This window comes from Mycobacterium sp. ABE4_509, from assembly GCF_056160785.1.
Genome location: NZ_JBSWXU010000044.1, coordinates 15,705 through 35,305, shown reverse-complemented (window position 1 = coordinate 35,305; position 19,601 = coordinate 15,705). Strand labels below are relative to the sequence as shown.

At 69.0% G+C, this 19,601-nt stretch carries 21 protein-coding genes; 18 read left to right on the top strand and 3 right to left on the bottom strand.

The annotated features are described in order from the left end of the window. The first annotated feature begins 282 nt into the window (after positions 1-282). The 5 genes from mshA to ACXAID_RS12170 all read left to right on the top strand — a co-directional run bounded on the left by mshA (position 283) and on the right by ACXAID_RS12170 (position 4,975). Positions 283-1,608 (top strand): D-inositol-3-phosphate glycosyltransferase, encoded by a 1,326-nt coding sequence (gene mshA, locus ACXAID_RS12190; protein ID WP_475022466.1) that lies wholly within the window; start codon positions 283-285, stop codon positions 1,606-1,608. After that, a complete protein-coding gene (locus ACXAID_RS12185) occupies positions 1,605-2,162 on the top strand; it encodes a type III secretion system chaperone family protein (RefSeq protein WP_475022465.1) in 558 nt (185 codons plus the stop codon). The genes mshA and ACXAID_RS12185 overlap by 4 nt, the downstream gene beginning before the upstream one ends. 25 nt (positions 2,163-2,187) lie before the next feature. Beyond that, a complete protein-coding gene (locus tag ACXAID_RS12180) occupies positions 2,188-2,937 on the top strand; it encodes a phosphoglyceromutase (RefSeq protein WP_475022464.1) in 750 nt (249 codons plus the stop codon). A gap of 150 nt (positions 2,938-3,087) precedes the next feature. Then, entirely contained in the window at positions 3,088-4,281 is a 1,194-nt protein-coding gene (locus tag ACXAID_RS12175; protein ID WP_475022463.1) for a sensor histidine kinase, read from the top strand. Positions 4,282-4,288: 7 nt separating this feature from the next. Next, complete coding sequence (locus tag ACXAID_RS12170) at positions 4,289-4,975, top strand: winged helix-turn-helix domain-containing protein (RefSeq protein WP_475022462.1); 687 nt, start codon at positions 4,289-4,291, stop codon at positions 4,973-4,975. A gap of 13 nt (positions 4,976-4,988) precedes the next feature. Here the strand turns inward: ACXAID_RS12170 and ACXAID_RS12165 are convergent, their stop codons facing one another. Beyond that, the gene (locus tag ACXAID_RS12165) at positions 4,989-5,786 is read right to left on the bottom strand and encodes a DUF3109 family protein (protein ID WP_475022461.1); all 798 of its coding nucleotides are present in this window, start codon (positions 5,784-5,786) and stop codon (positions 4,989-4,991) included. A 12-nt stretch (positions 5,787-5,798) separates the two neighbouring features. Between ACXAID_RS12165 and ACXAID_RS12160 the strand changes: the two genes are divergently transcribed. The 9 genes from ACXAID_RS12160 to ACXAID_RS12120 all read left to right on the top strand — a co-directional run bounded on the left by ACXAID_RS12160 (position 5,799) and on the right by ACXAID_RS12120 (position 13,655). Further along, positions 5,799-6,824: a Ppx/GppA family phosphatase gene (locus tag ACXAID_RS12160; RefSeq protein WP_475022460.1), complete on the top strand. Its 1,026-nt coding sequence runs from the start codon at positions 5,799-5,801 to the stop codon at positions 6,822-6,824. A gap of 26 nt (positions 6,825-6,850) precedes the next feature. Continuing rightward, positions 6,851-8,122 carry a hypothetical protein gene (locus ACXAID_RS12155; protein ID WP_475022459.1) on the top strand — a complete coding sequence of 424 codons (1,272 nt, stop codon included), beginning with the start codon at positions 6,851-6,853 and terminating at the stop codon, positions 8,120-8,122. 13 nt (positions 8,123-8,135) lie between these two features. Further along, positions 8,136-8,981 carry a sugar phosphate isomerase/epimerase family protein gene (locus tag ACXAID_RS12150; RefSeq protein ID WP_475022458.1) on the top strand — a complete coding sequence of 282 codons (846 nt, stop codon included), beginning with the start codon at positions 8,136-8,138 and terminating at the stop codon, positions 8,979-8,981. Between the two features lie 34 nt (positions 8,982-9,015). Continuing rightward, entirely contained in the window at positions 9,016-9,843 is an 828-nt protein-coding gene (locus ACXAID_RS12145; protein WP_475022457.1) for a thioesterase family protein, read from the top strand. A gap of 25 nt (positions 9,844-9,868) precedes the next feature. Continuing rightward, positions 9,869-10,741, top strand: a complete 873-nt coding sequence (gene proC / locus ACXAID_RS12140; protein ID WP_475022456.1) for a pyrroline-5-carboxylate reductase — start codon at positions 9,869-9,871, stop codon at positions 10,739-10,741. Positions 10,742-10,880: 139 nt separating this feature from the next. After that, positions 10,881-11,144 carry a helix-turn-helix domain-containing protein gene (locus ACXAID_RS12135; protein ID WP_475022455.1) on the top strand — a complete coding sequence of 88 codons (264 nt, stop codon included), beginning with the start codon at positions 10,881-10,883 and terminating at the stop codon, positions 11,142-11,144. 144 nt (positions 11,145-11,288) lie between these two features. Next, complete coding sequence (locus tag ACXAID_RS12130; RefSeq protein ID WP_003402602.1) at positions 11,289-11,390, top strand: 30S ribosomal protein bS22; 102 nt, start codon at positions 11,289-11,291, stop codon at positions 11,388-11,390. Between the two features lie 29 nt (positions 11,391-11,419). After that, complete coding sequence (locus ACXAID_RS12125) at positions 11,420-12,532, top strand: SDR family oxidoreductase (protein ID WP_475022454.1); 1,113 nt, start codon at positions 11,420-11,422, stop codon at positions 12,530-12,532. Between the two features lie 52 nt (positions 12,533-12,584). Beyond that, on the top strand, positions 12,585-13,655 hold the full coding sequence (locus tag ACXAID_RS12120) for a lysophospholipid acyltransferase family protein (protein WP_475022453.1): 1,071 nt from the start codon (positions 12,585-12,587) through the stop codon (positions 13,653-13,655). 26 nt (positions 13,656-13,681) lie between these two features. Here the strand turns inward: ACXAID_RS12120 and ACXAID_RS12115 are convergent, their stop codons facing one another. After that, a complete protein-coding gene (locus tag ACXAID_RS12115) occupies positions 13,682-14,209 on the bottom strand; it encodes an FAS1-like dehydratase domain-containing protein (protein ID WP_475022452.1) in 528 nt (175 codons plus the stop codon). 70 nt (positions 14,210-14,279) lie between these two features. Continuing rightward, on the bottom strand, positions 14,280-15,191 hold the full coding sequence (locus tag ACXAID_RS12110; protein ID WP_475022451.1) for an HAD family hydrolase: 912 nt from the start codon (positions 15,189-15,191) through the stop codon (positions 14,280-14,282). A gap of 39 nt (positions 15,192-15,230) precedes the next feature. On the opposite strand from ACXAID_RS12110, the gene ACXAID_RS12105 reads away from it, so the two are divergent. The 4 genes from ACXAID_RS12105 (at position 15,231) to ACXAID_RS12090 (ending at position 19,560) form a co-directional block, all read left to right on the top strand. After that, positions 15,231-15,488, top strand: coding sequence for a glutaredoxin family protein (locus ACXAID_RS12105; protein ID WP_475022450.1), 258 nt, complete (start codon positions 15,231-15,233; stop codon positions 15,486-15,488). A gap of 70 nt (positions 15,489-15,558) precedes the next feature. Continuing rightward, a complete protein-coding gene (locus tag ACXAID_RS12100; RefSeq protein WP_475022449.1) occupies positions 15,559-16,902 on the top strand; it encodes a glutamyl-tRNA reductase in 1,344 nt (447 codons plus the stop codon). A gap of 37 nt (positions 16,903-16,939) precedes the next feature. Further along, positions 16,940-17,875 (top strand): hydroxymethylbilane synthase, encoded by a 936-nt coding sequence (gene hemC / locus ACXAID_RS12095; RefSeq protein WP_475022448.1) that lies wholly within the window; start codon positions 16,940-16,942, stop codon positions 17,873-17,875. A gap of 14 nt (positions 17,876-17,889) precedes the next feature. After that, positions 17,890-19,560 (top strand): bifunctional uroporphyrinogen-III C-methyltransferase/uroporphyrinogen-III synthase, encoded by a 1,671-nt coding sequence (locus ACXAID_RS12090; RefSeq protein ID WP_475022473.1) that lies wholly within the window; start codon positions 17,890-17,892, stop codon positions 19,558-19,560. Positions 19,561-19,601: the final 41 nt, after the last annotated feature.

Sequence of the window (19,601 nt, the reverse complement as noted above, 5' to 3'; positions counted from 1 at the left end):
ACCTCAGTGGGGGCGGTGCCACGCTCCTATCAAGTCACGCCGGCCGGTCCTTCACACCTGATGCCGACAAAACACATGCTCGCCAACCCGAAGGCGGCAGGCACCCTACGAGCCAGACACCAGGTGTAAAGGATCCAACCACCGCAAGAAGCGGTGACCTCACCCTGACACTGAACGCCACCCTAGCTTCCGGTCCACCTCATCGTCCGGCGGCGGCGGCACGGCGCGGGCGACGGGGTGCGCGGGTTCGCCACCCCCGCCCGGCGGTGTAGACATGACGGTGTGTGCGCAGCCAGTGAACCCGCCGGTGTGCAGTCCGGCCTGCCGGTTCCCCGCCGGGTGGCGGTGCTGTCCGTGCACACCTCGCCGCTGGCTCAGCCGGGTACCGGCGATGCCGGCGGGATGAACGTCTACGTCCTGCAGACCGCGCTCGAGCTGGCCCGCCGCGGCGTCGACGTGGAGATCTTCACCCGCGCCACATCGTCCACCGACGACCCGGTGGTGCGGGTCGCGCCCGGGGTGCTGGTGCGCAACGTCGTCGCCGGGCCGTTCGAAGGGCTGGACAAGAACGACCTGCCGACCCAGCTGTGCGCATTCACCGCCGGGGTGCTGCGCGCCGAGGCCACCCACGAACCCGGCTACTACGACGTCGTGCACTCGCACTACTGGCTGTCCGGGCAGGTCGGCTGGCTGGCCGCGGACCGGTGGGCGGTGCCGCTGGTGCACACCGCGCACACGCTGGCCGCCGTCAAGAACGCCTCGCTGGCCGCGGGGGACACTCCGGAACCGCCGATGCGCTCGGTCGGCGAGCAGCAGGTCGTCGACGAGGCCGACCGGCTCGTCGTCAACACCGAACACGAGGCCCAGCAACTGGTTTCGCTGCATCAGGCCGATCCGGCGCACATCGACGTGGTGCATCCCGGTGTCGACCTGACGACGTTCACCCCCGGCGATCAGGCTGCGGCGCGCGCGGCGCTGGGGCTCGCGCCGGACGCGTCCCTGGTCGCATTCATCGGGCGCATCCAGCCGCTGAAGGCTCCCGACGTGCTGCTGCGCGCGGCGGCCCGGCTGCCCGGCGTGCACGTGGTGATCGCCGGCGGTCCGTCCGGGTCCGGGCTGGCCACCCCGGACGGGATGGTTCATCTGGCCGCCGAGCTGGGTATGGCAGACCGTGTGACGTTCCTGCCGCCCCAGTCCCGCGAAGATCTGGTCCGGGTCTACCGGGCCGCCGACGTCGTCGCGGTGCCCAGCTACTCGGAGTCTTTCGGCCTGGTCGCCGTCGAGGCCCAGGCCTGCGGCACCCCGGTGGTCGCCGCGTCGGTCGGCGGGCTCCCGGTGGCGGTCCGCGACGGGGTCAGCGGCGCCCTGGTCGACGGTCACGACATCGACGACTGGACGGCTGCCCTGGACGGCATGTTCCGCGGCGATCTGGCCTCGATGGGCCGCGCCGCGGCCGAGCACGCGGCCACGTTCTCCTGGGCGCACACCGTCGACGGCCTGGTCGGCAGCTACGGCCGGGCGATCGCCGGCCACCAGTCCCACCAGCGTCCGGTGCCCGGTCCGCGCAGCGGACGCCGATTCTCGATGCGACGGGGGGTGCGCGCGTGAGTGGCGCTGAGGGAACCGACCCCGGCGAGGTCCAGGCGCTGATCGAGAAGACGCTGCACGAGCACGAGCTGGTCTACACCCGCCACGACGGCGCCCAGGGCGGGCTGCCCGGGCTGATCGTCGAACTGCCCGGTGAGCGCCGGCTGAAGACCAACACCATCCTGAGCATCGGCGAGCACTCGGTGCGCATCGAGGCGTTCGTGTGCCGCAAACCCGACGAGAACCATCTGGGTGTCTACCGGTTCCTGCTCAAGCGCAACCGCAGGCTCTACGGCGTGGCCTACACCCTCGACAACGTCGGTGACATCTATCTGGTGGGGCGCATGGCGCTGGCCTCGGTGACCGCCGATGAGGTCGACCGGGTGCTCGGACAGGTTCTGGAAGCCGTCGATTCGGACTTCAACACGTTGCTGGAGTTGGGTTTTCGCTCCTCGATCCAGAAAGAGTGGGAGTGGCGGGTGTCCCGCGGCGAATCGCTGAAGAACCTGCGCGCTTTCGAACATCTCATCGCCGACGTGGACGAGTCCCCGATCGACGATCGGGACGACGACTGAACTCGCACGTGGCAGGATTGTCGCCATGGCAGATACCGCGACGCTGATTCTTCTCCGCCACGGAGAAAGCGACTGGAACGAGAAGAATCTGTTCACCGGCTGGGTCGACGTCGACCTCACCGACAAGGGGCGGGCCGAGGCGGCCCGCGCCGGTGAGCTGATCAAGACCCAGGATCGTCAGCCCGATGTGCTCTACACCTCGCTGCTGCGGCGCGCGATCAACACCGCCAACATCGCGCTGGACAAGGCCGACCGGCACTGGATCCCGGTGCACCGCGACTGGCGGCTCAACGAACGTCACTACGGCGCGCTGCAGGGCCTGAACAAGGCCGAGACCAAGGCCAAGTACGGCGAGGAGCAGTTCATGGCCTGGCGGCGCAGCTACGACACCCCGCCGCCGCCGATCGAGCCGGGCACCGAGTTCAGCCAGGACCGGGATCCGCGCTACGCCGACATCGACGGCGGCCCGCTGACCGAATGCCTCAAAGACGTGGTGGCCCGGTTCGTGCCGTACTTCACCGAGGTCATCGTCCCCGATCTGCAGGCGGGCAAGACGGTGATCATCGCCGCGCACGGCAATTCGCTGCGTGCGCTGGTCAAGTACCTCGACGGGATGTCCGACGACGACGTGGTCGGGCTCAACATCCCCACCGGGATCCCGCTGCGCTACGACCTCGACGCGCAGCTCAAGCCGACCGTGGCCGGCGGAACTTATCTGGACCCCGACGCTGCGGCCGCCGGCGCGGCCGCGGTCGCGGCCCAGGGCGCCAAGTAGCGCTCGCGCTTCCCGCGCCGGTCGGATTCGGCTAACGGCGGGTGAACACTGGAGGACGGCGATCGGAACATCCGTGTTTGGGTCTGTGACTTGTCCCGATTTGGCCGCACGCTGCTGGGATGACGTTCACCGAGTTTGTACGATTTTCGTGTGAGTGTCGTATCGGCGCTGCTGCTCGCAGCGATCGTGGCACTGCTCGCGTTGTCGATCGGTGTGGCGTTGGGGGTGTGGTGGGGTCCCCGGCTCCAAGAACGCCGGCAGCGTCGCGACATCGAGGAGTCCGGCATCACGGTCTCGCAGATGCTCGCGCACGTGGTGGCTCAATCCCCGGTCGGGATCGTGGTCGTCGATACCTACCGTGACGTCGTCTACACAAATGAACGTGCCACCGAACTCGGGCTGGTGCGTGACCGGCTGCTGCACGACCGTGCCTGGGCGGCCGCCGAACGCACCCTGTCCACCGGTGAGGACAGCGAGTTCGCGATCTCGGCGCGCAAACGCAGCCGGCACGCCCGCTCGGGGCTGTCGGTGCGCGGGCATGTGCGGTTGCTGACCGAGGAGGACCGTCGTTTCGCGGTCCTATACATCGACGACCAGTCCGAACACGCGCGCATGGAGGCGACCCGCCGCGATTTCGTGGCCAACGTCAGCCACGAGCTCAAGACCCCGGTCGGCGCGATGGGTGTGCTCGCCGAAGCCGTGCTGGCCTCGGCCGACGACGCCGAAACCGTCCGGCACTTCGCCGAGAAGATGGTCACCGAGTCCACCCGGCTGGCCAACATGGTCGGCGAGCTCATCGAACTGTCCCGGCTGCAGGGCGCCGAACGGCTGCCCGACATGGAAGCCGTCGACGTGGACACCGTGGTCTCCGAGGCGCTGTCGCGTTACAAGGTCGCCGCCGACAACGCCGACATCTCGATCACTACCGATGCGCCGACCGGTTTCCGGGTGCTCGGGGACCAGACGCTGCTGGTGACCGCGATAGCCAACCTGGTGTCCAACGCGATCGCCTACTCGCCGAACGGCTCGTCGGTCTCGATCAGCCGGCGCCGGCGCGGCGAGAACATCGAGATCGCGGTCACCGACCGCGGTATCGGCATCGCTCCGGCCGACCAGGAGCGGGTCTTCGAGCGATTCTTCCGCGTCGACAAGGCGCGGTCCCGGGCCACCGGCGGCACCGGGCTGGGGCTGGCGATCGTCAAGCATGTGGCCGCCAACCACAACGGATCGATCCGGCTGTGGAGCCAGCCCGGAACGGGATCGACGTTCACGTTGTCGATCCCGGCGTACCTGCGCGGTGATGATGCCGACGACGCCGACAATCAACACGAACGAGAGGACTAGAGCATCGATGACCAGTGTGCTGATCGTGGAGGACGAGGAGTCCTTGGCTGATCCCCTGGCGTTCCTCCTCCGCAAAGAGGGCTTCGAAGCCACCGTGGTGACCGACGGCGCCGCGGCCTTGGCCGAGTTCGACCGCACCGGCGCAGATATCGTGCTGCTCGACCTGATGCTGCCCGGCATGAGCGGTACCGACGTGTGCAAGCAGTTGCGTTCGCGCTCCAGTGTGCCGGTCATCATGGTCACCGCGCGGGACAGCGAGATCGACAAGGTGGTCGGCCTCGAACTCGGTGCCGACGACTACGTCACCAAGCCGTACTCGGCGCGTGAGTTGATCGCGCGCATCCGGGCGGTGCTGCGCCGTGGCTCCGACGCCGAGGACAACGGGATCGCCGACGGTGTGCTGGAGGCCGGACCGGTGCGGATGGACGTCGAGCGGCACGTGGTGAGCGTCAACGGGAAGTCGATCACGTTGCCGCTCAAGGAGTTCGATCTGCTCGAGTATCTGATGCGCAACAGCGGCCGGGTGTTGACCCGGGGGCAGTTGATCGACCGGGTGTGGGGCGCGGACTACGTCGGCGACACCAAGACCCTCGACGTGCACGTCAAGCGGTTGCGCAGCAAGATCGAATCGGACCCGGCCAACCCGGTGCACCTGGTGACGGTGCGCGGGCTCGGCTACAAGCTGGAGGGCTGAGGCGGCGGCTGGGCTACTCCGCGGCGCGGGTGGCCGGGTGTACCGCGATCAGCCCGAGGCTGCTTCGCCGCTTGCACATCGCCGCCAGCTCGGCGTAGGCCTTCTCGCCGAGCAGTTCGGTCAGCTCCGGGGCATAGGACTGCCACACCGGTTTGGCTCCCACGTGGGCGGCCGGGTCGCCGGTGCAGTACCAGTGCAGGTCGGCGCCGCCCTCACCCCAGCCGCGCCGGTCGTACTCGGTGATCGTCGACTTCAGGATCTCCGAGCCGTCGGGGCGGCTCACCCACTCCTGGGTGCGCCGGATGGGCAGCTGCCAGCAGACCTCGGGTTTGAGGGTCAGTGGTTCCACACCGATCTTGAGCGCCTTGGTGTGCAGGGCGCAGCCGATGCCGGCGGGCCAGCCGGGCCGATTGAGAAAAATGCAGGCGCCCTTGTATTTCCGGGTGCGCCAGTTGGGCTTGCCGTCGTATTCGTCCATCTCGAGGTAGCCCTTTTTCCCCAGGCCCTTCTCCCGGAACTGCCAGTCCTCGTCGGTGAGCAGCTTGACCGCGTCGTCGAGCTGGGCGCGGTCGTCGTCATCGGAGAGGAAGGCGCCGTGCGAACAGCAGCCGTCATCGGGCCGGTCCGCCACGGTGCCCTGGCAGGCAGGGGTGCCGAACACGCAGCTCCAGCGGGACAGCAGCCACGTCATGTCGGCGGCGATCAGGTGTTCTGGGTTGTCGGGGTCGTAGAACTCGACCCATTCCCGGGCGAAATCCTGTTCGACCTCACGGGGGCGTGGTGCGGTCACAATTCCCCACGGTAGACCCATTAAGTTGGACGAGTGCGATTAGGCGTGCTCGACGTGGGCAGCAATACCGTCCATCTGTTGGTGGTGGATGCCCGCCGCGGTGGGCACCCTACCCCGATGAGTTCCACGAAGGCGTCGTTGCGGCTGGCCGAGGCCATCGACCAGTCCGGCAAGCTCACCCGCCGCGGCGCCGACAAGTTGGTCGGCACGATCGACGAATTCGCCAAGATTGCAACCAGTTCGGGCTGCGCCGAGGTGATGGCCTTCGCGACGTCGGCGGTGCGTGACGCGACGAACTCCGAGGAGGTGCTCGCCCGCGTCAAGGGCGAGACCGGGGTGGCGCTGCAGGTGCTCAGCGGCGTCGACGAGTCCCGGCTGACGTTCCTGGCGGTGCGTCGCTGGTACGGCTGGAGCGCGGGGCGCATCATCAACATCGACATCGGCGGGGGTTCGCTGGAGCTGTCCAGTGGTGTCGATGAGGAACCCGACGTCGCGCTGTCGCTGCCGCTGGGGGCCGGGCGCCTGACCCGCGAGTGGCTGCCCGACGATCCGCCCGGTCGGCGCCGGGTCAACATGCTGCGCGACTGGCTGGCCAAGGAGTTGTCGGAGCCTGCGGCCGAGATCGCCGAGGCGGGCGGCCCGGACCTGGCGGTGGCCACGTCGAAGACCTTCCGGTCCCTGGCCCGGCTGACCGGTGCGGCGCCGTCGGGGGCCGGCCCGCGGGTGAAGCGGACGCTCACCGCGGCCGGTTTGCGGCAGCTGATCGCATTCATCTCTAGGATGACCGCGTCCGACCGTGCTGAACTGGAGGGAGTGAGCTCGGACCGGGCGCCGCAGATCGTCGCCGGCGCTCTGGTGGCCGAAGCGTCGATGAAAGCGCTGGGTATCGAGAGTGTGGACATCTGTCCCTGGGCGTTGCGGGAGGGTCTGATTCTGCGGAAACTCGACAGCGAAGCCGACGGCACCGCGCTCGTCGGTGGAGCTGACCCAGCTGGCAGTAGTGGTGGAGCAGGAAAATCGGCCTCGCGGCTGATCTCGGTACGCGATGCTGGACGGTAAGCAGCGAGGCTCAGAGGCAACAGGCGATGACTGGATCAGATGACCACAGCAGTACGCGGCCGATTTCGGTCGCCGAGCTGCTGGCCAAGAACGGCACGATCGGCGCACCCCCGGTCGGCGGCAGGCGCCGTCGGCGCCGGGGCAATGCTGACGCCGTCAGCGTCGCCGAGCTGACCGGAGAGATCCCGGTCATCCGGGATGAGGAGCCGGCCCCCGCTCCCGGGGAAGCCGCTCCCGAAGAAGCCGCGACCGAGGCCGGGCCGGCCCCGGCGACCAACGGTGCGGTCGATCAGGCCGAGGCTGGGACCGAGGTCGAGACCGAGCCTGAGGCCGAGACCGGTCCCGAAGCCGAGACCGGTCCCGAAGCCGAACCGGAGACGCTGCCCGAGCCTGAAGCCGAAGCCGAAGCCGAAGCCGAGGCCGAGGTCGGGACGCCGCCTGAACCTGAGCTCGAGGCCGAGATCGAAGCTGAGCCCGAGCCCGAGCCCGAACTCGAGACGGAGGTCGAGACGGAGGTCGGGACGGAGGTCGGGACGGAGGTCGAGGTCGAGCCTGAGGCAGGTGCGGACGGCGCCGAAGGCAGCGACGACGAGTACGCGGACGCGGTGGCCGAATATTCGGCCCGCGTCGAGCAGCGCGCCGCCGAACCGGCCGAGGTCACCCCGCCGCGGAGGTTTGGTTTCGGCCGGCTCAAGCGGCAGGACACCGGCGGCGACGCCGAACAGATGAGCCCCGATCCGCTTGAGGGGTCCGACGGCGAGGTCGACGCCACCGCGCTGTTGGCCGCCGCCGAGGACACCGAAGCCGCCGACGTCGACGACCTGGACGCGGTCGACGCGGTGGACGCCGAGACCGGACACACCGGGTCCGAGGATGACGACGGCCTGCCGTCCTATCTGCGGTCCTCGCCCGAGCCGCTGTTCGGTGGCCAGACCGTGGCCGACGACCTGGACCGGCGCGGCGGGGCCGACGGCGATCTGGACACCCTCGACGAGGCCGAACTCGACGACGCGGACCTGGTCGGGTCCCGGCCGATGTCCTCCTTCGCGCACGGAGCCTGGATCGTCGGCCAGAGTGTTCTGGCGGTGGTGTTCGGCGCCGGCCTGTTCATCGCCTTCGACCAGCTGTGGAAGTGGAACAACATCGTGGCGCTGGTGCTCTCGGTGCTGGTGATCCTGGGCCTGGTGGTCGGCGTGCGGGTGGTGCGCAAGACCGAGGACATCGGCAGCACGCTGATCGCGGTCGCTGTCGGCGCACTGGTGACGCTGGGCCCGCTGGCGCTGCTGCAATCGGGCTGACGGCCCCCGCATCGTGCGTCCCGCCATCAAGGTCGGTCTGTCGACGGCCTCGGTCTATCCGCTGAGAACCGAGGCGGCATTCGAGTACGCGGCCAAGTTGGGCTACGACGGTGTCGAGCTGATGGTGTGGGCCGAGCCGGTGAGTCAGAACATCGATGCCATCGCCGAGATGTCCGAGCGCTATCAGGTGCCGGTGCTGTCGGTGCATGCGCCGTGTCTGCTCATCTCCCAGCGGGTGTGGGGCGCGAACCCCATCCCGAAGCTGGAGCGAAGCGTGCGCGCGGCCGAGCAGCTCGGCGCCCAGACCGTGGTCGTGCACCCGCCGTTTCGCTGGCAGCGCCGGTATGCCGAGGGGTTCGCCGACCAGGTCGCCGAACTCGAGGCCGGCAGCGCGGTGATGGTGGCGGTGGAGAACATGTTCCCGTTCCGCGCCGACCGGTTCTTCGGGGCCGGCCAGACCTCGATCGAGCGGATGCGCAAACGCGGTGGGGCGCCCGGGCCGGGGATCTCGGCGTTCGCGCCGTCCTTCGACCCGCTCGACGGCGGGCACGAGCACTACACGCTGGATCTGTCGCACACCGCCACCGCGGGCACCGACGCGGTCGACATGGCCGCGCGGATGGGGGACGGCCTGGTGCATCTGCACCTGTGCGACGGCAGCGGCGCGTCCACCGACGAACATCTGGTGCCCGGCCGCGGCACCCAGCCCACCGTGGCGATCTGCGAGATGCTCGCTGCCGGTGACTTCGCCGGGCATGTCATTCTCGAGGTGACCACCTCGGCCGCGCGGAACGCGGCCGAACGGGAGTCGCTGCTGGTCGAGTCGCTGAAGTTCGCCCGCGCGCACCTGCTGCGCTGACTCCGCGCAGCACCGGACACACGAGGACCGCTTGATGACGAGTTCGACCCTGTTCACCGACGCCATGGCGCTGACCCCGGCCGGGGACGGCGTCTACGACGGGGTGCTCAACGAGCACTGGACGATCGGGCCCAAGGTGCACGGTGGCGCGATGCTGGCGTTGTGTGCCAACGCCGCGCGCACCGAGTACGGGGCCGGCCCGGAATCCGGGGTGGAGCCGATCGCGGTGTCGGGGAACTTCCTGTGGGCGCCCGATCCCGGCCCGATGCGGGTGGCGACCACGGTGCGCAAGCGGGGCCGCCGGATCGGGCTGGTCGACGTCGAGCTCAGTCAGGGCGGCCGAACGGCCGTCTTGGCGGCCATCACGATGGGGGTGCCCGAACACCACGTGCCGCCGCTGCTGTCGGACAACCCGGTGGTGCCGTTGATGACCCCCGAGCCGCCGCCGGCACTGGAGCCGATCGGACCGGGCCACCGGATGGCCGACATCGTCCATCTGGCCCACGGTTGTGACATCCGGCCGTCGTTGACGACGTTCGAGCGTCGCTCGGACGGGGGCCCGCCGCTGATCGAGTACTGGGTGCGCCCGCGTGGGGTCGCTCCGGACGTCCTGTTCGCGCTGCTGTGCGGCGATGTGTCGGCTCCGGTGACGTTCGGTGTGGATCGGTTCGGCTGGGCGCCGACGGTTCAGCTGACGGCCTATCTGCGGGCGACGCCGGCCGACGGCTGGTTGCGGGTGCTGTGTACGACGACCCAGATCGGCCAGGACTGGTTCGACGAGGACCACATCGTCGTCGACTGCGAGGGCCGGATCGTCGTGCAGACCCGTCAGCTGGCGATGGTGCCGCCCGCGCCGAGCTGAGGCGTGCCGTGCGATGCTGTGCGACATGTCCAGAATCGCGATCATCGGCGGCGGGAACATCGGCGAGGCGCTGCTGGCCGGGTTGCTGCGAGCCGGACGCCAGGTCAAGGATCTGGTGGTCGCCGAGGCGAGCGCCGAGCGCGCGAAGTACCTGTCCGACAAGTACTCGGTGTTGGTGACGTCGGTGTCCGACGCGGTCGACACCGCGACCTACGTCGTCGTCGCGGTCAAGCCCCATGATGTGCAGAACCTCATCGGGGAGATCGCCGACACGGCGGCCAAGGCGGAGACCGATTCGGCCGAGCAGGTGTTCGTGTCGGTCGCCGCGGGCGTGACGACCGCGTTCTACGAGAACAAGCTGCCGGCCGGGGCGCCGGTCATCCGGGTGATGCCGAATGCGCCGATGCTGGTCGGCGGCGCGGTGAGTGCGCTGGCTCCGGGCCGGTTCGCCACCCCGGAGCACCTCAAGGCGGTCTCGGCGCTGTTCGACGCGGTCGGCGGCGTGCTGACCGTCAAGGAGTCCCAGCTCGACGCGGTCACCGCGGTGTCGGGTTCGGGACCGGCGTACTTCCTCCTGATGGTCGAGGCGCTCGTCGACGCCGCGGTGGCCTCGGGGCTGGCGCGGTCGGTGGCCACCGATCTGGTGGCCCAGACGATGGCCGGGTCGGCGGCGATGTTGTTGGAGCGTCTCGATCAGGCCGAGTCCGACGGGAGCGCGCAGATGGGCTCGATGATTGACACCTCGGCGGCCCAGTTGCGCGCTACTGTTACCTCACCGGGTGGTACCACCGCCGCTGGTCTGCGGGAACTGGAACGGCACGGTCTGCGCGAGGCGGTGGCCAGCGCGGTCGAGGCCGCGAAAACGCGCTCTGAGCAGCTGGGAATTACATCCGAGTAGTTAAGGAATTTCGGACGGATTAGCCCACACCCGTCGCAGTAACCCCACCTGCCACGCTATTCTCCCAGTGGTAAGCACGGGTCGGTGCCAGCGGTGGGGAAGCCGCTGGAACTGCCCGTGCCTGATGGATTGGGTTGCGATGACGTCTATGAACGGGCCATCGGCGCGGGATTCGGCCGGCGGAAAGGCGGCGCGCGACGCCGGACAGGCCGACGGCCAACAGCCCCGCGCTCAATTTCTGACCGTCGCCGAGGTGGCGAGCCTGATGCGGGTCAGCAAGATGACGGTGTACCGCCTCGTGCACAACGGTGAGCTGCCCGCTGTCCGGGTCGGTCGCTCGTTCCGGGTGCACGCCAAGGCCGTCCACGACATGTTGGAGAGCTCGTACTTCGACGCCGGCTGAGCGTCGTCGATCACGGCGTGCGCCACCTTTTTGTCGACGGCTCCCCGCGGTTTCGTCAGCAAAAGGTGGATTTCGTCGTGGCCACCGCCCCCAGGTAATGTGACCGGTCGAGATCGTCGAAGACAACTTTAGGTAGCGGAGTTCATGGGTTCTGTCATCAAGAAGCGGCGCAAGCGCATGTCGAAGAAGAAGCACCGCAAGCTGCTTCGTCGCACCCGGGTGCAGCGCAGAAAACTGGGCAAGTAGCCCGTCGGGCCCACCACTAGGCTGGCTGGATGGATTCTGACGGTCGTTCCGGCGGTCGAACAGGGGGCGAGTCGGATTCACCCGAATCCGGTGGTCCGATCGACTACCCCAAGGTCGTGCTGGTCACCGGCGCATGCCGCTTCCTCGGCGGTTATCTGACCGCCCGCCTGGCGCAGAATCCGCTGATCAATCACGTGATCGCGGTCGACGCGATCGCGCCGAGCAAGGATCTGCTGCGCCGGATGGGCCGGGCCGAGTTCGTCCGGGCCGACATCCGCAACCCGTTCATCGCCAAGGTCATCCGCAACGGTGACGTCGATACGGTCGTGCATGCCGCCGCCGCGTCCTACGCTCCCCGGTCCGGTGGGCGGGCCACCCTCAAGGAACTGAACGTGATGGGGGCCATCCAGCTGTTCGCGGCCTGCCAGAAGGCGCCGTCGGTGCGTCGGGTGATTCTCAAGTCCACCTCGGAGGTGTACGGCTCCAGTGCCCGCGACCCGGTGCTGTTCGACGAGGCCAGCAGCCGGCGCAGGCCGCCCGGCGAAGGGTTCGCCCGCGACAGCATCGACATCGAGGGCTATGCCCGGGGGCTGGGGCGGCGCAGGCCCGATATCGCGGTGACCATCCTGCGGCTGGCCAACATGATAGGGCCGGCGATGGACACCGCGTTGTCGCGGTACCTGGCCGGTCCGGTGGTGCCGACCGTCATCGGTCACGACGCGCGGATGCAGCTGCTGCACGAACAGGACGCGCTGGGCGCGATGGAGCGGGCCACGATGGCCGGCCGGGCCGGTACGTTCAACATCGGCGCCTCCGGGGTCATCATGATGAGCCAGGCCATCCGCCGATCCGGACGGTTGCCGCTGCCGGTGCCGCGGCCGGCGTTGGTTGCTGTGGATTCGCTGCAACGGGCCGCCCGCAACTCGGAGCTGGACCGCGAACAACTCGACTACCTGAGCTACGGCCGGGTGATGGACACCGCCCGGATGCGCAACGAACTCGGTTACTCGACGAAGTGGACCACGGTCGAGGCGTTCGACGACTACGTCCGCGGACGCGGACTCAAGCCCATCATCGATCCGTTGTGGGTACGCTCGGTCGAGGAACGCGCCGTGGGGGCGGCGCAGCGCTGGGGGCGCTAGACTCAAACCCATACTGAGGACCGGGGGGGAATCGGGGGAGAGGAAAACCACGTTGGCGGGCGAGCCCAAAGCGAAAGTTATTCCGCTGCATTCGAATTCAAATCGAAGTGCAGCCCAGCGTCGCGCGGCGGCGCAGCGCGCCGATGCCGCGCGCCGGCATCCGTCGCTGCTGACCGATCCGGGCGGTCATGCCTCGGCCGAGCAGATCGCCGCCGTCGTCCGCGAGATCGACGATCGGCGGGGCGGTTCGGTCGGCGCGCCGGACTCCGACGCGGAGCCCACCGAACTCGCCAAGCGCATCGCCGCGGTCGCCGACTTCGTTCGCAAACGGATGATGGGCGACTACGCCGTCGACGAGTTCGGCTTCGATCCGCACCTCAACGACGCAATCTTTCTGCCTTTGCTGAGAGTGTTCTTCAACTCCTGGTTCCGGGTCGAGGTCAGCGGTATCGAGAATCTGCCGGAGTCCGGTGCGGCACTGGTGGTGGCCAACCACGCCGGGGTGCTGCCCTTCGACGGGTTGATGACCCAGGTCGCGGTGCGCGACCACCATCCCGCCCACCGGGACCTACGGCTGCTGGCCGCCGACATCGTGTTCGACATGCCGGTGGTCGGGCAGGCTGCCCGTAAGGCCGGACACACCATGGCCTGCACCGACGATGCGCACCGCCTGCTCGCGGCCGGCGAGCTCACCGCGGTGTTCCCGGAGGGCTACAAGGGCCTCGGCAAGCACTTCAAGGACCGCTACAAGCTGCAGCGTTTCGGCCGCGGCGGGTTCGTCTCGGCGGCGCTGCGCACCGGGGCGCCGATCGTGCCGTGCTCCATCGTCGGATCCGAGGAGATCTACCCGATGGTCGCCGACGTCAAGCTGCTGGCACGGCTGTTGGGGCTGCCGTACTTCCCGGTGACCCCGCTGTTCCCGCTGGCCGGCCCGCTGGGCGTGGTGCCGCTGCCGTCGAAGTGGTACATCCAGTTCGGCGAGCCGATCGACACCGCCGACTACGACGAGTCGGCGGCCGAGGATCCGATGGTCACCTTCGAGCTGACCGATCAGGTCCGCGAGACCATCCAGCAGACGCTGTACCAGCTGCTCGCCAACCGCCGGAACATGTTCCTGGGTTGACCGCGATGATTCGGGGATAACCCCGCTTACTTTTGCCCAGCAACGAATTTCGACAGCGCGGCATCCCGGCCTGCGGCCACCTTGGCGGTCAGCTCGTCGGCCTCGGTGTCCGACTCGGCCTCACCCATCACGGTGACGATGCTGGTGATCACGCGCTCGCCGTTGTCGTCGGTCACCTCACCGCGGATCTCGGTGAGCACCGCTCCGTGTGATTCGGTCACCGAATCCAGGTAGGAGTCGAACCACAACTTGTCGCCGGCCAGGATCGGCCGGTGAAAGATGAGCTTCTGGTCGCGGTGCAGCACCCGCTCCATGTTGATCGGCAGATCGAACTGGTTGAAGATCTCGGCCTGCACGCGGCGGCCGGCGACCGACAGGAACGTCAGGGACGCGATCAGCGCGTCGTGGCCGCATTCCCTGGCCGCCTCTTCGGTGAAGTGGGCGGGATGCTCGTCTTTGACGGCGCGGGCGAACTCGCGGATCTTCTCGCGGTCGACCTGGAAGTAGTCCGGGTACCGGTAGTGGGTTCCGATGATGTCTTCAGCGATGCTCATGCCGGCGTCTTTCCGTGATCTCGAGGTGGCGCGAGCCTATCAGCGCCGTTGTCCGTGCCCGGTCGACCCGCTAGCGCTCCTGGCGGCGCGACACCACCGCTGCCAGCGCCCCGCCGGCCGCGCCCAGCGCCAGCGCAGAGGGCACCCCGATTCGGGCCGCCTTGCGCGCGGTACGGAAGTCCCTGATCTCCCAGCCGCGCTGCCGGGCGATGTCGCGCAGGTCGGTGTCGGGGTTGATGGCCACCGCGGTGCCGACCAGCGACAGCATCGGCACGTCGTTGAAACTGTCCGAGTACGCCGTGCACCGACGCAGGTTGAGCCCTTCCCGGATGGCCAGCGAGCGGACCGCGTGCGCCTTGCCGGTGCCGTGCAGGATGTCGCCGACCAACCTTCCGGTGAACACGCCGTCGACCGACTCGGCCACCGTGCCCAGCGCGCCGGTCAGCCCCAGCCGCCGCGCGATGGTGTCCGCAAGCTCGTAGGGCGTGGCGGTGACCAACCACACCTGTTGGCCGGCGTCGAGGTGCATCTGGGCCAACTCGCGGGTTCCGGGCCAGATCTTGTCGGCGATGATCTCGTCGTAGATCTCCTCGCCCAGCTCCACCAGCTCGGCGGTGGACCGGCCCTCGATGAACGACAGCGCCTTGCGGCGGCCGGCGGCCACGTCCTCGCTGCTCTCCCGGCCGGTGAGCTGGAACTTGGCCTGGGCGAGCGCGAAGCGGGCCAGGTCTTTGTAGGTGAAGTACTCCCGGGCTGCCAGCCCGCGGGCGAAATGCACCAGCGACGAGCCGTGCACCAAGGTGTTGTCGACGTCGAAGAACGCCGCCGCGGTCAGGTCCGGCGGCGGTGGCGGTGGCTTCTCCTCCGGCTCGGCCGGGGTCTCGAGCTGCATGCCGAGCGTCTGCGCAGCGACTTCCGCGCTGACCTCGCCGGCGAGCCGCTGCGCGTCGAACCCGACCTGAGATCCCCCGGTATCGGACACGGTTACAACACTAGGACACCTGACGGCGATACTGGCGAGGTGGATCGACACGTGCAGTTGCTGACCCGGCAGGGCTGCCCGATGTGCGCCGCGGCCGCGACGCGGTTGGGCGAGCTGGCCGCTGAAGTGGGCTTTGCCTGGACATCGACGGACGTCGACGCCGCCGCCGCGGCGGGCGACGCGTCGCTGCGCGCCGAGTACGGCGACCGGCTGCCGGTGGTGCTGCTGGACGGGACCGAGCACAGCTACTGGGAGGTCGACGAAGAACGGTTGCGCGCCGACCTCGGGAACGAATGATCGAGCAAATTTGGTAGCCCAACTGGTTAACGACTACCTTTGAAGACGTGCTGAGCGTGGTGGTGCGGCCATGAGCGTGTTGCTTTTCGGCGTTTCGCACCGCAGCGCGCCGGTATCCGTTCTCGAGCAGCTGAGCCGGGACGAATCCGACCAGGCCAAGATCATCGATCAGGTGCTCCAGTCGTCGCTGGTCACCGAGGCGATGGTGCTGTCCACCTGCAACCGCGTCGAGGTCTATGCCGTGGTCGAGGCCTTCCACGGCGGCCTCTCGGTGATCGGGCAGGTGCTCTCCGAGTACTCCGGGATGTCGCTGCAGGATCTCACCAAGTACGCCTACGTGCGCTACGCCGAGGCAGCTGTCGAGCATCTGTTCGCGGTGGCCAGCGGCCTGGACTCGGCGGTGATCGGTGAGCAGCAGGTGCTGGGCCAGGTGCGCCGGGCCTACGCCGCCGCCGAAACCAACCACACCGTGGGCCGCACCCTGCACGAGCTGTCCCAGCGGGCGCTGTTGGTGGGCAAACGGGTGCATTCCGAAACCGGGATCGACGCCGCAGGCGCGTCGGTGGTTTCGGTCGCGCTCGGGATGGCCGAGGACCGGCTGGGCTCGCTGGCCGGACGCCGCGCGGTGGTGGTCGGTGCCGGTTCGATGGGGGCGCTGGCCGCCCGGCAACTGATCCGTGCCGGGGTCGAGCGCATCCATGTGGTCAACCGGACGCTGCCCCGGGCCAAGCGGCTCGCCGAGATCATCCGCGGGCACGGCGCCGAGGCCGAGGCTTTCCCGTTCGACCATCTGCCGCCGCTGCTGACCGACGCCGACGTCGTCGTCAGCTGCACCGGGGCGGTGCGTCCGGTGGTCTCACTGGCCGACGTGCACCGCGGGCTGGCCCATGTGCACGACCCCAAACAGCTGGTCATCTGCGATCTGGGGATGCCGCGCGACGTCGACCCGGCGGTTGCCGGACTGCCCGACGTGCATGTCGTCGACATGGACCGCATCCAGCGTGAGCCGTCGGCGCGAGCCGCCGCCACCGATGCCGAGGCCGCCCGCGCGATCGTCGCCGCCGAGGTGGCCAACTACCTGGCCGGCCAGCGGATGGCCGAGGTCACCCCGACCGTCACCGCGTTGCGGCAGCGCGCCGCCGACGTGGTCGAGGCGGAGTTGCTCAGGCTGGACAACCGGCTGCCCGGGCTGGATTCCGCGCATCGCGACGAGGTGGCCAACACCGTGCGACGGGTGGTCGACAAGCTGCTGCACGCGCCGACGGTGCGGGTCAAGCAGCTGGCCAGCGCGCCCGGCGGGGACAGCTACGCCGAGGCGCTACGCGAACTGTTCGAACTCGACCAGCAGGCCGTCGATGCGGTCGCCGCTGGCGAACTACCTTTGGTGGCAACTGATCTCGACAAGACCGAGTGACTCCGCTGCGCATCCAGAGCCGGCCGAGAGACATCACGTGATCCGTATAGGTACCCGGGGCAGCCTGCTGGCCACCACCCAGGCCGGTGTGCTGCGCGACGCGCTGACCGCCGCCGGGCACGAGGCGGAGCTGGTGATCGTGTCCACCGCCGGCGACCGGTCCAGCGCACCCATCGCCGACATCGGCGTCGGGGTGTTCACCGCGGCGCTGCGCGAGGCCATCGCCGACGGCAGCGTGGATCTGGCCGTGCACTCCTACAAGGATTTGCCGACGGCTCCCGATCCGCGGTTCGAGATCCCGGCGATCCCGGTGCGCGAGGACCCCAGGGACGCCCTGGTGGCGCGCGACGGACTGGTGCTCGGAGAGTTGCCGGCCGGATCGGTCATCGGGACGTCGTCCCCGCGCCGGGCGGCACAGCTTAGAGCACTGGGTCTCGGTTTGGAAATCCGCCCCCTAAGAGGCAACCTAGATACCAGGTTGAACAGGGTAAGCAGCGGTGATCTCGACGCCGTCGTCGTGGCCCGGGCGGGTTTGGCCCGCATCGGTCGTCTCGACGCCGTCACCGAGGCGCTGGAACCGGTACAGATGTTGCCGGCACCGGCCCAAGGTGCGTTGGCGGTCGAATGCCGTGCCGGCGATACCGGGCTCGCGGAACTGTTGGCGGAATTCGATGACGCCGACACCCGGGCAGCGGTCACCGCGGAGCGAGCCCTGCTGGCCGAACTGGAGGCGGGTTGCTCCGCACCGGTAGGCGCGATCGCCGAGGTGGTCGAGTCGATCGATGAGGACGGCCGCGTCTTCGAAGAGCTGTCGCTGCGCGGCTGCGTGGCGACGCTAGACGGATCCGATGTGATCCGTGCGTCCGGTATCGGGACACCCGGTCGGGCACGGGAGCTGGGGCTCTCGGTGGCCGCGGAGTTGTTCGAGCTGGGAGCGCGCGATCTGTTGGACGAACGCGGGAGAGACAGATGACTCGCCAGATTGGCATGCGAGGGCGTAAGGGCAAGCCCGGCCGCATCACGTTCGTCGGTTCCGGGCCCGGTGACCCGGGCCTGTTGACCGCACGAGCCCGTACGGTGCTGGCCCACGCCGCGCTGGTGTTCACCGATCCCGATGTGCCCGAAGCGGTGCTGGCCCTCGTCGGGGCCGAGTTGCCACCGCCGTCGGGCCCATTGCCGGAGGTGGCCACCAAGACAGACAAGTCCGGGGGCAAGGGCGGTCGTGGCGACGCCGAGGCAGCCCCGGTGATCCCGGGCGGCCCGGACGTCCGCCCGGCGCTGGGGGACCCTGCCGAGGTCGCCAAGACGCTGGTCGCCGAGGCGAAGGCCGGTTGCGACGTCGTCCGGCTGGTCGCCGGCGACCCGCTGTCGGTGGACTCGGTGATCACCGAGGTCAACGCGCTGGCCAAGACGCAGCTGCCGTTCGAGATCGTGCCGGGGCTGCCGGACACCACCGCGGTGCCCACCTACGCGGGCCTGCCGCTGGGATCGGCACACACCGTGGCCGATGTGCGCGGCGACGTCGACTGGGCTGCTCTGGCGGCAGCTCCCGGTCCGCTGATCCTGCACGCGACGGCCTCGCACCTGCCCGAAGCGGCGCGCACCCTGATCGACTACGGGCTGGCCGACACCACTCCGGCTGTGGTGACCGCCAACGGCACCACCTGCCAGCAGCGCTCGCTGGAGACGACGCTGGCCGGCCTGCTGGACAAGAACACCCTGGCCGCCGCGGCCAGCGACACCCCGCCGGCCGGCCCACTGGCCGGGCCGCTGGTGGTCACCATCGGCCGCACCGTCACCAACCGGGCCAAGCTGAACTGGTGGGAGAGCCGTGCGCTGTACGGCTGGACCGTGCTGGTGCCGCGCACCAAGGACCAGGCCGGCGAGATGAGCGAGCGGCTGGTCGGCCACGGCGCGCTGCCGATCGAGGTGCCGACCATCGCCGTCGAACCACCGCGCAGCCCGGCCCAGATGGAGCGGGCGGTCAAGGGGCTGGTCGACGGTCGGTTCCAGTGGGTGGTGTTCACCTCCACCAACGCCGTGCGCGCGGTGTGGGAGAAGTTCAACGAGTTCGGGCTGGACGCCCGCGCGTTCTCCGGGGTGAAGATCGCCTGCGTCGGGCAGGCCACCGCCGACCGGGTCCGTGCCTTCGGCATCAACCCCGAACTGGTGCCCACCGGTGAGCAGTCGTCGTTGGGTCTGCTGGACGAATTCCCGCCGTATGACGACGTTTTCGACCCGGTGAACCGGGTGCTGCTGCCGCGTGCCGATATCGCCACCGAGACGTTGGCCGAGGGGCTGCGCGAACGCGGCTGGGAGATCGAGGACGTCACCGCCTACCGGACGGTGCGTGCTGCTCCGCCGCCGGCGCACACCCGCGAGATGATCAAGACCGGTGGTTTCGACGCGGTGTGTTTCACGTCGAGCTCGACGGTGCGCAACCTGGTCGGTATCGCCGGTAAGCCGCACGCGCGCACGATCGTGGCCTGCATCGGACCCAAGACCGCCGAAACCGCAGCGGAATTCGGTCTGCGCGTCGACGTGCAGCCGGAGGTGGCCGCGGTGGGTCCGCTGGTGGAGGCCCTGGCCGAGCATGCGGCGCGGCTGCGCGCGGAGGGCGCGTTGCCACCGCCGCGGAAGAAGAGCCGCCGCCGCTAGGAACTCGCCGAAATGGCATTCCAGCAGGTTCTCACTCGCAC

Excerpts from the sequence above, each read along its gene's own strand:
- ACXAID_RS12115 (WP_475022452.1), bottom strand. The coding sequence starts at position 14,209 with ATGAGCATCGCTGAAGACATCATCGGAACCCACTACCGGTACCCGGAC.
- ACXAID_RS12180 (WP_475022464.1), top strand. The coding sequence starts at position 2,188 with ATGGCAGATACCGCGACGCTGATTCTTCTCCGCCACGGAGAAAGCGAC.
- ACXAID_RS12130 (WP_003402602.1), top strand. The coding sequence starts at position 11,289 with ATGGGTTCTGTCATCAAGAAGCGGCGCAAGCGCATGTCGAAGAAGAAG.
- ACXAID_RS12145 (WP_475022457.1), top strand. The coding sequence starts at position 9,016 with ATGACGAGTTCGACCCTGTTCACCGACGCCATGGCGCTGACCCCGGCC.
- ACXAID_RS12170 (WP_475022462.1), top strand. The coding sequence starts at position 4,289 with ATGACCAGTGTGCTGATCGTGGAGGACGAGGAGTCCTTGGCTGATCCC.
- ACXAID_RS12155 (WP_475022459.1), top strand. The coding sequence starts at position 6,851 with ATGACTGGATCAGATGACCACAGCAGTACGCGGCCGATTTCGGTCGCC.
- ACXAID_RS12165 (WP_475022461.1), bottom strand. The coding sequence starts at position 5,786 with ATGGGTCTACCGTGGGGAATTGTGACCGCACCACGCCCCCGTGAGGTC.
- ACXAID_RS12090 (WP_475022473.1), top strand. The coding sequence starts at position 17,890 with ATGCGAGGGCGTAAGGGCAAGCCCGGCCGCATCACGTTCGTCGGTTCC.
- ACXAID_RS12135 (WP_475022455.1), top strand. The coding sequence starts at position 10,881 with ATGACGTCTATGAACGGGCCATCGGCGCGGGATTCGGCCGGCGGAAAG.
- ACXAID_RS12100 (WP_475022449.1), top strand. The coding sequence starts at position 15,559 with ATGAGCGTGTTGCTTTTCGGCGTTTCGCACCGCAGCGCGCCGGTATCC.
- proC (WP_475022456.1), top strand. The coding sequence starts at position 9,869 with ATGTCCAGAATCGCGATCATCGGCGGCGGGAACATCGGCGAGGCGCTG.
- ACXAID_RS12125 (WP_475022454.1), top strand. The coding sequence starts at position 11,420 with ATGGATTCTGACGGTCGTTCCGGCGGTCGAACAGGGGGCGAGTCGGAT.